The organism is Nocardiopsis sp. NPDC006139 (assembly GCF_040614155.1).
In the GTDB taxonomy this organism is placed as follows: Bacteria; Actinomycetota; Actinomycetes; order Streptosporangiales; family Streptosporangiaceae; genus Nocardiopsis; species Nocardiopsis changdeensis.
In genome coordinates this window covers 62,165-74,947 of the sequence record NZ_JBEXTT010000018.1, presented here as the reverse complement: position 1 = coordinate 74,947, position 12,783 = coordinate 62,165, and the positions used below count along the sequence as shown (strand labels likewise).

General features: G+C 75.3%; 11 protein-coding genes. 4 read left to right on the top strand and 7 right to left on the bottom strand.

Going from position 1 to position 12,783, the window contains the following annotated elements:
- Nucleotides 1-307: 307 nt before the first annotated feature.
- Nucleotides 308-1,603, top strand: a complete 1,296-nt coding sequence (locus tag ABZ249_RS22480; protein ID WP_355266173.1) for a class I SAM-dependent RNA methyltransferase — start codon at nucleotides 308-310, stop codon at nucleotides 1,601-1,603.
- Nucleotides 1,604-1,672: 69 nt separating this feature from the next.
- Here ABZ249_RS22480 and ABZ249_RS22475 read toward each other — a convergent pair whose 3' ends face one another.
- Entirely contained in the window at nucleotides 1,673-4,045 is a 2,373-nt protein-coding gene (locus tag ABZ249_RS22475; RefSeq protein WP_355266170.1) for a M64 family metallopeptidase, read from the bottom strand.
- A gap of 153 nt (nucleotides 4,046-4,198) precedes the next feature.
- Between ABZ249_RS22475 and ABZ249_RS22470 the strand changes: the two genes are divergently transcribed.
- A complete protein-coding gene (locus ABZ249_RS22470; RefSeq protein WP_355266167.1) occupies nucleotides 4,199-4,585 on the top strand; it encodes a DUF427 domain-containing protein in 387 nt (128 codons plus the stop codon).
- A 58-nt stretch (nucleotides 4,586-4,643) separates the two neighbouring features.
- Here the strand turns inward: ABZ249_RS22470 and ABZ249_RS22465 are convergent, their stop codons facing one another.
- Nucleotides 4,644-5,582 (bottom strand): EamA family transporter, encoded by a 939-nt coding sequence (locus tag ABZ249_RS22465; protein WP_355266164.1) that lies wholly within the window; start codon nucleotides 5,580-5,582, stop codon nucleotides 4,644-4,646.
- 211 nt (nucleotides 5,583-5,793) lie between these two features.
- On the opposite strand from ABZ249_RS22465, the gene ABZ249_RS22460 reads away from it, so the two are divergent.
- Nucleotides 5,794-6,282, top strand: a complete 489-nt coding sequence (locus ABZ249_RS22460) for a protein phosphatase (RefSeq protein ID WP_355266161.1) — start codon at nucleotides 5,794-5,796, stop codon at nucleotides 6,280-6,282.
- Here ABZ249_RS22460 and ABZ249_RS22455 read toward each other — a convergent pair.
- The 5 genes from ABZ249_RS22455 to ABZ249_RS22435 form a co-directional block, all read right to left on the bottom strand.
- Nucleotides 6,213-7,268 (bottom strand): hypothetical protein, encoded by a 1,056-nt coding sequence (locus ABZ249_RS22455; protein WP_355266158.1) that lies wholly within the window; start codon nucleotides 7,266-7,268, stop codon nucleotides 6,213-6,215. The genes ABZ249_RS22460 and ABZ249_RS22455 overlap by 70 nt on opposite strands.
- A 143-nt stretch (nucleotides 7,269-7,411) precedes the next feature.
- Entirely contained in the window at nucleotides 7,412-8,974 is a 1,563-nt protein-coding gene (locus ABZ249_RS22450; protein WP_355266155.1) for a hypothetical protein, read from the bottom strand.
- The gene (locus tag ABZ249_RS22445) at nucleotides 8,971-9,867 is read right to left on the bottom strand and encodes an ATP-binding cassette domain-containing protein (RefSeq protein WP_355266152.1); all 897 of its coding nucleotides are present in this window, start codon (nucleotides 9,865-9,867) and stop codon (nucleotides 8,971-8,973) included. The genes ABZ249_RS22450 and ABZ249_RS22445 overlap by 4 nt, the downstream gene beginning before the upstream one ends.
- Nucleotides 9,864-10,667, bottom strand: coding sequence for a zf-HC2 domain-containing protein (locus ABZ249_RS22440; protein ID WP_220560192.1), 804 nt, complete (start codon nucleotides 10,665-10,667; stop codon nucleotides 9,864-9,866). The genes ABZ249_RS22445 and ABZ249_RS22440 overlap by 4 nt, the downstream gene beginning before the upstream one ends.
- Nucleotides 10,664-11,254: an RNA polymerase sigma factor gene (locus tag ABZ249_RS22435; RefSeq protein WP_355266148.1), complete on the bottom strand. Its 591-nt coding sequence runs from the start codon at nucleotides 11,252-11,254 to the stop codon at nucleotides 10,664-10,666. The genes ABZ249_RS22440 and ABZ249_RS22435 overlap by 4 nt, the downstream gene beginning before the upstream one ends.
- A gap of 111 nt (nucleotides 11,255-11,365) precedes the next feature.
- Between ABZ249_RS22435 and ABZ249_RS22430 the strand changes: the two genes are divergently transcribed.
- Nucleotides 11,366-12,301 carry an LLM class F420-dependent oxidoreductase gene (locus ABZ249_RS22430; protein WP_355266146.1) on the top strand — a complete coding sequence of 312 codons (936 nt, stop codon included), beginning with the start codon at nucleotides 11,366-11,368 and terminating at the stop codon, nucleotides 12,299-12,301.
- The last annotated feature ends 482 nt before the right edge of the window (nucleotides 12,302-12,783 follow it).

Genomic DNA, 12,783 nt, shown 5'->3' with positions numbered 1-12,783 from the left:
CCTCCCGGGCCCGGGGGTCGCCCGTGCCCTCTCAGTGACACCTTGGCACATCGGGCCACCGTCCCGTGCGCTCGGGCCGACACCGGCGGGGCCGGCCGGGCCCCCGCGCGCCCGGCGTGACCGGATCCGGCCCGCGGTGGCGGTAGATTGGGGCGGTCGGTGGCCGTGCGCGCAGGTCACCCGCGGGACGTGCGCCGACGCGCACCCCGGGGCGCCCCGCAGCGCCCCGCCTCAGCCTCCTCCCGCGACGGGCGACGCCCCGTGGACGCAGCCGCACCACATCCGCGATCCCCGGAGGAACTCCGCCATGACCCGTGCCGGTACCGAGTTCGAGCTGACCGTCGACGACGTCGCCCACGGCGGGTGGTGCGTGGGCCGGCACAACGGGCAGGTGGTGTTCGTCCGCCACGCCCTGCCCGGCGAGCGGGTGCGGGTGCGCGTCACCGAACGCACCAGCAACCTGCTGCGCGCCGAGGCGGTCGAGGTCCTCACCGCCTCCCCCGACCGCGTCGAGGCCCCCTGCCGGTTCGCCGGCCCGGGCGCCTGCGGCGGCTGCGACTGGCAGCACGCCACCCCCGAGGCCCAGCGGCTGCTCAAGGCTCGGGTGGTCGCCGACCAGCTGCGCCGGATCGCCGGGATCGACCGCGAGGTCGTCGTCGAGGAGCTGCCCGGCACCCCCGACAACCTGGGCTGGCGCACCCGGGTGCGGTTCGCGGTGGACGCCGACGGCGTCCCCGGCCTGCGCCGCCACCGCTCCCACGACATCGAGCCGGTGGACCGCTGCCTCATCGCCCACCCCGGCGTCACCGAGCTGGGCGTCACCGAGCTGCCCTGGCCGGGTGTGCGCGAGGTCGAGGCCGTGGCCGCCGCCGAGCGCGCCGACCGGGCGGTCGTGGTCACCCCCACCGGGGCCAAGCTGGGCACCCTGCCCGAGCTGAAGGCGTCCAGCGCCGTGCTGCGCCGCTTCAAGGGCGGACGCGTCCAGCAGGTGCGCGGCCGCCGCGGGGTGCGCGAGATCGTCGGCGAACGCGAGTTCCGGGTGGGCGCGGGCGGCTTCTGGCAGGTCCACCCGGCCGCCGCCCGGGTGTTCACCGAGGCGATCCTGGCCGCGCTGGCCCCCAAGCCGGGGGAGACCGCGCTGGACCTGTACTGCGGCGCCGGACTGTTCACCGCCGCCCTGGCCGAGGCCGTCGGCCCCGAGGGGCGCGCCCTGGGCGTGGAGAGCGGCGCCGAGTCGGTGCGCGACGCCCGGTACAACCTGCGCGACCTGGAGCAGGCGCGCATCGAGCAGCACGACGTGGCCGCGCAGATGCGCGAGTGGGCCGACGTGCGCGCCGACGTGGTCGCCCTGGACCCGCCCCGCGCGGGGGCCGGCGCCGAGGTGGTCCGCTCCATCGCCGGGACCCGGCCGCGGGCGGTGGCCTACCTGTCGTGCGACCCGGCCACCCTGGCCCGCGACCTCGCCGAGTTCGACCGGTCCGGGTACCGGCTGGTCGACCTGCGGGCCTTCGACGCCTTCCCGATGACCCACCACGTCGAGTGCCTGGCGGTGCTGGAGCCGGTCAACCCGGCCCGCCGCCACCGCGAGGCCCGCGAGCAGTGACCGCGGCCGGGGGCGGGACCGCGCGGTCCCGCCCCCGGCCGTTCCGGCGCGGGCGCCGGAGGACGGGTGTCACAGGTCGGCGCACTGCCCCGAGGCGGAGCCGGCGACCGTGTTGTCCGCCCCGAAGTCCCCGACCGCCGGGGTGTTCCCCGAGCAGGACAGGGAGCCGCGGACCTCGTTGCCCGCCAGGACCGGGCCGTAGCCCTCCGCGCCGCCGGTCCAGGTGTCGGACGGGACCTGGGTGTTGCCGGTGAGCGACACCGAGCCCGTCAGCACGGAGCCCAGGACGGCCACCTCGTTCGAGGTCCGTGTGACGGACACCGAACCGCGCACCTCCGTGCCGGTGAGCCGCACGGTGTGCGCCCCCGAGGAGGCCAGCCCGCCGCGCAGGGTGCCGCCGGAGACCGCCAGGGAGGCGCCCGAGGCGACGGTGACCCGGCCCCGCACGTCGGCGCCGTCGAGGCAGACCACGCCCTCCTCGACCCGCAGGCCGCCGGTGACGGTGCCGGTCACCGTCTCGGTGCACTCCAGGTCGGCGCCGGGCACGACGGTGGCCCGGAAGGACTCGGGCTCGCCGATGTTCCCGGCCGCGTCGATCGCCCGGTGCTCCACCTCGTGCGTGCCCCAGCCGGGCTCGTGGCCGTCCACCTCGAACACCGCCATGGACAGGCCGCCGCTGCCCAGGCTGCCGTAGACCAGGTCGTCGACGTTGGTGCCGTCGGGGGTGAACAGGAACGGCGCCCGCGAGTCCGAGGGCCAGCCGTAGTAGTGGTGCCAGCCGTCGCCGTCCACGCGGAACTCGCCGACCACGTGCCCCTCGCCGTCGTCCTGGGGGGACAGGCGCATGGAGAACTCGTTGAAGTACAGGTGGTGCTCCTGACCCGGAACCCGGGCCGCGGGGGCGGACAGCTCGCGCGGCGCGGTCGGGTCGGCGGCGTCCACCGTCCAGGTGAGGGTCTCGGAGTCCCCGCCGGGGTCGGCCGGGTCGGTGACCGTCGCCGACAGCACACGGGTCCCCGGCGCCGGGTCGAGCGCGCCCAGGTCCAGGGTGCGCCCGTCGGCCGAGGTGGACACGGGCTCGCCGTCCAGCGTCCAGGACACCTGCGGCACCCGGTCGGTGGGGTGGGTGGTCTCCACGTACACGACCTCGTCGGCGCCGACGGCGCGTCCGGTGTCGCGGAACCGGGTGAAGCCGGCGCCGGGGTCGTCGGGCTCCAGGGCCTCGCCGACGGTCCACTCCAGGGTCCGCGTCATCGCGGAGGAGGCGCGGATCTCGGGGTCGCGCACGAACTCCGTGGGGTCCTGGATCCGCAGGCCGACCTCGGTCCCGGCGGGCAGGTCGAGCCCGGCCAGCTCCAGGGCGCGCGCCCCGGCGGCCTCCTCCAGCTCCTCGCCGTCGACCGACCAGGTGTACTCCAGCTCGTGGTACGCGGGGTGCGGGCCCTCGGCCCACAGCACGTCCCGCGGGCCGACCTCGCCCTCGGGAGTGGACGTCACCGGCAGGGTCCGCTGGTCGCGCAGCCCGGAGATGCGGTGCGTCATCACCTCCCGGCCGACCTGGTCGAAGTAGTAGCCCAGGGTCTTGAGCATCGAATGGCGGCTGGGCCGCCACACGCCCTCGGAGTAGTACAGGCCGCCCTCGTTGCCGCCGGGGTCGGCGGCGCCGATCACGCCCCCGGACTCGCTCTCCTCGCCGAGCCAGCGCCACCACTTGGCCTCGGCCGCGGTCATCTCCTCGGCGGTCATCAGCGTGTGGTGCACCGAGGAGGGCTCGCGGCCGGGGTAGCGGCCCAGGCTGGTGTCGCGGAAGTAGTACGGGTACTCGTCCTGGAGCTGCCCCAGCGAATGCGCCAGCTCGTGCGGGCTGATCAGCGCCGAGAGCGCGTTGCCCGAGGACGCGGTGGCGGTGCGCCCGCCGCGCCCGCCGTAGGTGGTGCTGTTGGCCAGCGCCAGGATCTGCCGGTTGTCCGCGGTGACCCCGGGCACGAGGTCGGCGGCGGTGTTCGCCGCGGCCTCGTCCACGGTGAGCAGGCGCTCCAGCGAGGTGTCGTCGCAGCCGTTGAAGAAGCCCATGCCCAGGGCGGTGTCGCGGGTCCCGCCGTCCAGTGCGGGGTCGCAGTCGACGCCGGACTCGGCCGAGGGCGTCTCCACGGCGTAGACGTTGAAGTAGTTGCGGTAGGAGCGGAACGGCTCGATGCTCCACTGGACGTTCAGGTGCGCGGCCAGCTGCTCGCGGAACAGGGGCATCTCCTCCGCGGTGTAGCCGTCGCCGAGGATGACGAGGTTGAACCGTTCGGAGGGGTCGCCGGTCACCTGGATCGGGACGACGGTGCCGTCCTCGGCGAGCGGGGAGGCCTGGGCGGGGGCGGGGACCGCGATCGCCGCGGCCAGCAGGGGGAGTACGGCGAGTCGGGCGGCTCGGGCCGCCGGGGTACTGCGCAAGGGGAGGGCCCTTCCGGGTCGGGGGAGCGGGGGTGCCCGGCAGCGTACTGACGTCCGCACCGGACGATCCAGAGGTAGGACCATAGGTGGTTCGATAACCCCGCGGTCCGCCGGGGCCGCGGGGTAGTCTCGGCGGCGAGAGGGAGGACGCACATGACCGGACGGATGCGGGTCCCCGGACCCGACCACCCCATCACCATCGAGCCCACCGGCGCGCGCGTGGTCGCGCGGGTCGGCGGCCGGGTCGTCGCCGACACCGCGGCCGCGCTGACGCTCAGGGAGGCCTCCTACCCGCCGGTGCAGTACATCCCGCTGGCCGACGTGGACCCCGCGCTGCTGAGCCCCACCCCGACCACCACCTACTGCCCCTACAAGGGCACCGCCACCTACCGCGCCCTCACGGTCGACGGGGTGGAGCTGGCCGACGCCCTGTGGGTCTACGAGGAGCCCTACCCGGCGGTCGCGCGGATCGCCGGCCACGCCGCCTTCTACCCGGACAAGGTCGACGTCACCGTCGGGGACCGATCCGGCGAGGACTGACGCGGGCACCCGGACGGCGGGCCGCCCCGCCGTCCGGGTGCCGCGGGTGCGCCGGGCGTCAGGGACGGCGCGGGGAGGGGGCGCGCAGCACCGCCAGGCCCAGCACCAGGACGGCCAGGCCGGTCCAGGAGGCCGGGGCCAGGCGCTCGTGCAGCACCAGGACGCCCAGCAGGGCCGCCACCGCCGGTTCGGCCAGGGTCAAGGTGGTGGCCACCACCGCCGGGGTGTGCCGCAGTCCCTGCCCGAACAGCCGGTAGGCGAGGAACACGGTGAACACCGCCAGGTACAGGGCGACCGCCGCGCCGCTCCCGGTGGCCAGCCAGCCCGCGCCCAGGGCGGCGACCACCGGCAGCGCCAGCAGCCCGCCGCCCAGGAACAGGGCGCCCATCACCGCGGACGACCCGTGGCCGCGCCGGATGAGGCGTTCGGCGATGAGGGCGTACGCGGAGTAGGAGAACCCGGCCGCCAGCGCGGCGAGCACGCCCAGCGGGCGCACCGGGTCGGTGCCCCCGTCCTCAGAACCCAGGACCAGCACCGCGCAGCCGGCCACGGCCGCGGCGGTGGCGACGGTCCAGCGCGGGTCGGGCCGCCGCCGGTCGGCCCACCAGGCGAGCAGCCCGGAGAACACCGGCGAGGAGCCCAGGGTGATCACGGTGGCGACCGCCACCCCGGCCTCGGACACGGCCGGGTAGAACGTCAGCGGGTATCCGGCCACCGCCACCGCGCCCAGGGCCAGCGTGCGGCGGGTGGACCGGTCCCCGCGGGCGAGGAGCGCCCAGGCGCCCCGGCCGGTCAGGAACAGCAGGAACCCGCCCAGGACGAGCCCGGCGGAGCCCACCGCGGCGGCGGGCGCGTGGGAGGCGCCCAGGGTGGCGGCGGTGCCGGTGGTGCCCCACAGGACGGCCGCCGCCAGGATCGGCAGCGGGCCCCGGAGCAGGGTGAGGGCGGGGGTCGGTGAAGAAAGGTCGTGCGACACGGTCGTGTTTCTCTCCGTCATCGTGCGTCTGGGGACGTCCGGTGCGGGCGCACGACGGCGGCCGACCGCGGTGCGGTCGGGACTCGCTCAGCTCGGGAGTGCGGTGCGCCCGGTCAGGCGCACGGGGGTGGCAGCACGACGTGCCAGTGCGTGTTCTTCACGGGGGCAGCCTAGTACACCTCCGGTCATCGGACTCTTTCCGGGGCGGCGGACGGGACGCTAGTCTCACCGGATGACCACCACCTGGAACCCCGGAGCCGCGGGCGTTCTGCGCCTGCCCTCGGGCCGCCTGGTCCGGGGCCGCCCGCTCGCCCGTCCCCTGCCGGAGGGCCCCGTGCCCGACCTGGGCGTGTACCTCTTCCACAAGGCCCCGCCGCCGGTCCCCTGGGAGTCCCGCTGGGTGCGCTGGCCCGACTTCCGGCTGCCCGCCGACCCCGAGGCCCTGACCCGGGAGCTGGCCGGGGCCCTGGAGCGCGCCGCCGACGAGCGGGTGGAGTTCGCCTGCCTGGGCGGCCGCGGCCGCACCGGGACCGCCCTGGCCTGCCTGGCCGTCCTCGACGGGGTCCCGGCCGCCGACGCCGTCGCCTACGTGCGCGAGCACTACTCCCCGCACGCCGTCGAGACCCGCCGCCAGAAGCGCTTCGTCGAGTCCTACGGCTCCTCCGACGGGGGCCGGGTGTCCCGGTCGCCGTGGCCGTGGGAACGGTGGCGGGCCAGGTAGACCGCGGCCGCGCCGCCGCCGACCGCCAGCACGCCGGCGGTGACCAGCCCGGCCAGGGCGGCGCCGGTGATCGGCAGGCCCCCCGGGCCGGCGCCCCCGTCGTCGGCCGCCGGGGCGGAGGTCGGAGTGGGACCGTCCGTCCCGGGGCCGGTGCCCTCGTCGGGGGCGTCGGCGCCGGGGGTCCCGCCCTCCGGGGAGGGGCTTTCGGTGTCCGGGTCCGGGGACGCCTCCTCCTGGGAGGACGCCTCCTCCGACGGGTCCCCGCCGCCCCGCTCCCCGGAGGCCGGGGCGTCCTCGGCCCCGCCGTCGGTGGGGCACTCCACCGACACGGCCGCCATCGTCAGGTCGAACAGCTCGGCGCCGTCGACGGTCGCCGTGACGCCGGTGTACATCCGGCCCTCGCCGGTGTCCCCCTCGGCCGGGGCGTGGTCGGTCACCGTCACCTCGGCGGTCCTCCCGTCGGCCAGTTCGACCTCGGCGGAGGCCTCGCCGCCGGACGGGGTGAGCGCGGTCCCGAACACCGTGACGACCCGTTCGGGGTCCGGCCCGCTCTCCCACTCCAGGTTCCCGGAGAAGTCGCAGGTGATCGAGTTGCGCAGCGGCCCGACCTCGACCGCGGGCGTGTCGGTGCCGGACAGGGTCAGGGTGAGCCCGCCCAGCTCGGCCACGGCCTCGGCCCGCCCCCCGTCCCGCGCGGTGGTGTTGACCGTCGCCTCGGCGGGCCCCACCACCGACACCGGTTCGAGCAGCCCGCTCGGGTCGCTGGCGGTGTCGGCGGCGAGCCGTTCCCCGCCGACCTCGGAGCTGACGTAGACGGTGCCCCACAGCCCCTCGGCGCCGCCCGCCTCGGGTGCCACGGACAGGCCGACCAGAGTGGCGCCCGCCGTCGCCGGGAACACCGGCGCGGCGAGGGCGGGTACGGCCGCCGCCGGGGCGGCGGCGACGCCCAGGGCGATCGCGCAGGAGACGGTACGGCGAAGACTCAACGGGTGCCCACCTCGCGAAGGAGCCGGCGCGCGGCCGGGAAGCCAGGGATGATCGCGAGTCTAGGCATCGGCGGGCAAAGCGACGGGAAAGGGCGCACCCGCCCGGGGAACGGTGTCCCCCGGGTCCGCGGGGCGCCGGCCGGTCAGCCGCCCGCGGGGCACAGCGGGGCGTGCAGGTTCCAGGGCTCGTACAGGTTGGGCTCCACGTCGGAGAACGCGGTGTTCCACTCGGCGGTCTCGGCGGGCCGGTCCTGCTCCTGGGCGATGGGGATCTCCAGCAGCGCGGCCAGCTCCAGGGTGCTCATCTCGCCGGAGGAGATCCGCTCCCAGTGCTCCTCCAGCAGCGCGTGCATCCGTTCCGGGGGCACCGAGACGACCCGCCGCCCCAGGACCAGGTCGGCGGGGGAGGGTGCCAGGTCGGTCAGGGTGATCGCCATCGTGTCGATCCGCAGGTAGAGGTCGTCGGGGCGGTGGGAGGCGACGGCGCGGTCCACGACCCAGGCGACCACGACGGTCCGGGCCTGCCCGGTGCCCCGGCAGTCGTCCAGCCCGTAGGGGGAGGGCGGGTCGAGCGACATCCCGAGCGTCTTTCGGGCGAACGCCGAGTACAGGTACGACTGCCACGGCTGTATCTCCGGGTCCATGTACTCGTGGACGGTCACGGCCGGCCTGGGGACGTCGAACTCGCGGGTGTACCAGCCGGCGTCCTGCCACACCACCGGGGCGTCGGCCCGCGCCTCCTCGGGCAGCTCGTCCAGGACCGGCTCCAGGGTGTCGTGCCAGGAGGCGACCCAGGAGTCGTAGCCGGGCAGCGGGCAGTAGGTGACGCCCTCGACCTCCCGGCAGGGCCAGGGGCCCTCCACCCCGTACACCTCGTCGTCGGCGTACCCCTGCGGGTCCGGCATCCCGTCGCGCCACACCGTCGCGTTGCCGTGGACGGCCACCCCCAGGGCCCCGGCCGCCAGCAGGGCCGCGGTGACCGACGTGGCGACCACGACCCGGACGCGGTGCCGGGCGCCCAGTGTCAGCACCACCAGCGCGGCCGTCAGCAGGCAGGTGTAGGCCAGCGAGTAGAGGGTCACCAGGGACAGGGACACCGAGAAGCCGGGGAAGGGGCTGACGACCTGCTGCAGGGCCATGGTCGCGCGCGACACGGCGCTGTTGAGCCGCTCCGAGAGCAGGATGCCGTTGTAGACCAGGTACAGCGGCAGGCAGAGCGCGAGGAGGACCAGCGGCAGGTACGACCGGGTCCACAGGACCAGGAGCAGCGCCCCGAACGGTCCGGCGGCCGTCACAAGGAAGGGCACCGGGAGCGCGAGCGGGCTCATGATCCCGGCGGGCGGCAGGGGTTCGGCGGCCAGCCACAGCCACAGCCCCAGCCCGGCCAGGATCGCCCACAGCAGGAGCACGGCGGACAGCGCCAGGGACATGAGCCTGCCGGTACGGCCCAGCGGGGTCGCGGAGACGACCGGGTGGCGGGCCTCGCGCACGGCGGAGGGGGTCACGGCGCCGAACCCGATCGCGGCGATGAACAGGGCCGACGTGGACATGTCGCCGTACCAGGAGTCCACCGACTGGCCGGGGTAGGAGCCCGACCACACGAAGTACGCGAGGAACAGCGCCGAGGCGGGCAGCAGGAACGGCCCGCGCAGCAGCCGCGCGGCGTTGAACAGGGTCAGCCGGACGAAGGTGGCGGTGCGCCTCACCGCGCGGCCCCGGCGGGCTCGGTCCCCGAAACGCCGACGAGCAGCAGGTAGGCGTCCTCCAGGGTGGGCTCCACCGCGCCGAAGGCGTCCCCGGGCGGCAGCGGCGAACCCGGGGTCAGGACCCGGTGGCGCCCGTCGGGCAGCCGCCAGGAGGTCAGGCCGCTGCCCGGGTCGCCGGGGCCCTCCCACACGTGCCCGCGGGCGCGGTCCAGCAGGGCGCCGGGGGCGCCGTCGAAGACGACCCGCCCCCTGTCCAGGCACACGATGTGCCCGCACAGCGCGGCCACGTCCTCGATCTGGTGGGTGGACAGCACGACGGTGCTGTCCACGGCCAGGCGGGACACCAGGTTGCGGAACCGGATGCGCTGCTCGGGGTCCAGCCCCACCGTCGGCTCGTCCAGCAGCAGCAGGTCGGGGTCGCCCATCAGGGCCGAGGCCAGGGCCAGGCGCTGGCGCATGCCGCCCGACAGGCGGCGCACCCGGCTGTGCCGCCGGTCGTACAGCCCGACCTGGCGCAGCACCCGGCGCACCTCGTCGTGCCGGGCCCGGCGGCCGCCCAGCTCCTTGAGCACGGCCATGTAGTCGAGCAGGGCGAACGCGGTGAAGTGCGGGTAGAAGTCGGGGTTCTGCGGCAGGTAGCCCAGCCGCCGCCGGATGTCGGTGCGCTCGGGCGCCCGGGACGGGTCCAGGCCGAGCAGGCGCACCTCCCCGGAGCCGGCGTCCAGGTCGGTGGCCAGGCAGCGCATCAGGGTGGTCTTGCCGGCGCCGTTGCGGCCCAGCAGGCCGGTCACCCCCGGACCCAGGTCCAGGTCCACCCCGTCCAGGGCGGTCCGGGTGCCGTACCTGCGGGTCACCCCGCGCAGGACCACCCGGCCGTCGGGGACCGCGGTCATGCCATCCTCACCCGGAGCAGCAGCAGGCCGACCAGGGCGGCCAGGGCCGCGCCCCAGCACGCCTGGGCCTGGGGGGCGAACACCCCGACGGGGACCGTCTGCCCGGACAGGGACACCAGGCCCAGGACCGCCAGCCACAGGACGCCCACGATCCCCGAGGCCGCGCTCAGGTGGATCCAGTGGCCCAGCAGGAGCGAGCCCGCGACCAGGGTCAGGGAGGGCAGCAGCCAGAAGACCGCGTCCCAGGCGGTGGTGGTGTGCGGCAGCATCAGCGCCGCGCCGGTGCACAGCAGCAGGGCCGGGACCAGGACCGCGCAGGTGCGCAGGAACAGCAGCCGCTGCCCGGCCATGGGCGTGACCGAGGCCAGGGTGTGCGCGGGGTCGACCCCCCGCCCGTAGGCCAGGGCCACGCCGACCAGCGGGACCACCGGCGCCAGGAAGAAGAACATCAGCGAGCCGCGCGGCAGCAGGTGCGCGGCCAGCAGGGCGGCCCCCAGGACCACCACGGTGGAGACGAGCCAGGCCTGGTAGAGCCGCGGGGTCGCGGCGAGGAGTTTGGCGGTCTCCGCGCGCAGGCCGACGGAGGCCAGCAGGGTCTCGACCGGGCCGCGCCGGGGCCGGTCGACGACGTCGCGCAGCGACGCCCAGCTGTCGGCCAGCCACGACTCGTCCGCTGGCAGCAGGGACCGGCAGGGCGCGCAGTGCATCAGATGGGCCTCCACCGACATCGCGGTGATCTCGTCGCTTCTCCGGGCCGCGTAGTCGTGGGCCTGGGCCGGGGTCAGGTGCCAACCGCTCATGACGTCAATGCCTCCCGCAGGCGCGCCTTGGCGCGCATCACCCGTGTCTTCACGGTGCCTTCGGGGATCTGGAGAATCTGTGCGGCCTCGCGCACCGTGAGCCCGTCCAGCACGGTCGCCTGTATGGCGGCCCGCAGCTCGGGGGACAGGGTGTGCAGGGCCGCGCCCAGGGGGCCGTGCTCGATGTTGAGCAGCACGGTGTCCTCGGCCGAGGCGTCCCCGATGGTCTCGTAGGGCTCGGCCTCGATGTCGGAGATCCACCGGTTGGCCCGCCGGCGCAGCTGCGAGATGAGCTGGCGGATGGCGATGGTCCACAGCCAGGCCCCGGCGTCGGTGTCGCCGGGGCGGGGGGTGAAGGAGCCCGCGTTCCTCCATACGGCCAGGAAGGTCTCCTGGAGCGCGGCGTCGACCTGGTCGGCGTCGGAACAGCGGTAGTTCAGACGCGCCCGCAGCCAGGGCGCGTGCCTGCGGTGCAGGATCTCCAGGGCCTCGGCCTCGCCCGCCGCGACGGCGGTCAGCAGCACCGGGTCGGCGCTCTCGGGGCCGTAGGAGGGTGCGCGGCGGTGCGCGCGTCGGAACAGCTTCACGGTCGGTCTATCGCTCGGGGCCCGAAGGGCGGTTCATCGGTGTGCGGCCTTTTCGAAGCTACCCGCGCGCCGGGGGGAGATCGCCCCCGCGGGTGGGCGAAAATGGGGTTTATGCGCCTGAGGATCTTCCTTGAGCCCCAGCAGGGGGCCACATACGAGGACCAGCTCGCCGTGGCCAAGGCCACCGAGGAGCTCGGGTTCGACGCACTCTTCCGCTCGGACCACTACCTGCACATGGGGGAGGGCACCAGCGGCCTGCCCGGGCCGACCGACGCCTGGATCACCCTGGCGGGTCTGGCCCGGGAGACGTCGCGCATCCGGCTGGGCACGCTGATGACGGCGGCGACCTTCCGCTACCCGGGGCCGCTGGCGATCGCGGTCGCGCAGGTGGACCGGATGAGCGGCGGCCGGGTGGAGTTCGGGTTCGGCGCGGGCTGGTACGAGGAGGAGCACGCCGCGTACGGCATCCCCTTCCCGACCACGGCCCGGGAGCGCTTCGACCGCTACGAGGAGCAGCTCGACATCATCACCGGCCTGTGGTCCACGCCGGTCGGCGGCACGTTCCGCTACGAGGGCAAGTACTACCGGCTGGCGGAGGGGCCCGCGCTGCCCAAGCCGGAGCAGAGCCCGCGCCCGCCGGTGCTCATCGGCGGTACCGGTCTGCGCCGCACCCCGCGGCTGGCCGCGACGTTCGCCGACGAGTACAACGTGCCGTTCTCGTCGGTGGCCGACACCGGGGCCGCGTTCGACCGGACGCGGGCGGCTGCGGCGGCGGTGGGCCGCACCGACGGGATCGTCTACTCGGCGGCGCAGGTGCTGTGCGTGGGCCGCGACGAGGCCGAGATCGCCCGCCGGGCGGAGCGCATCGGCCGCCGGGTGGACGAGCTGCGGCTGAACGGCCTGGCCGGGACGCCCGCCGAGGTGGTCGACAAGATCGGCCGGTTCGCGGAGCTGGGCGCCGAGCGCATGTACCTCCAGCTGCTGGACATGGCGGACCTGGAGCACCTGGAGCTGGTGGCCGCGGAGGTGGCCCGGCAGCTGGACTGAGGATGCGCGAAGCGCCGGCGGGGTTCTGGAGGCCCGGAGGAGACGTCCGAGGAACGAGGATGTCGATGTAGGGGCGAAGGTTCCCGCCCTCAAAGGGCGCTGAGCACGGACCGAAGCGAAGCGGAGGTTCAGAACAACACGGGGCCGCGGCCCGGGGCGCGGCGCCCCCGCGATAACTTGATATCGAGATACAAGTGGGATAGCTTGATGTCAAGATAAAAGAGGGTTCCCCCCGACCCGGGCCGGGCCCGGGAGTGTGACGTCGACCTCTCGGCGTCCCCGGCCCCGAGTATCACGGGCGTCCGCGCGCAGCGGACCGCCTGGCCTGTGGCGAGTGGTGTCGTCGCAGGCCATGGCCGCTTCCGAGAGGTCGGATACGGTCGGAGGGCGCCCCCGCGGCCCTCCGTCCACCCGGCGACCGGTTAGGGCGGCCTCAGTGGGTCCCGCATCCACCCGATGGGGCAGGATGCCAGGGACAAAGT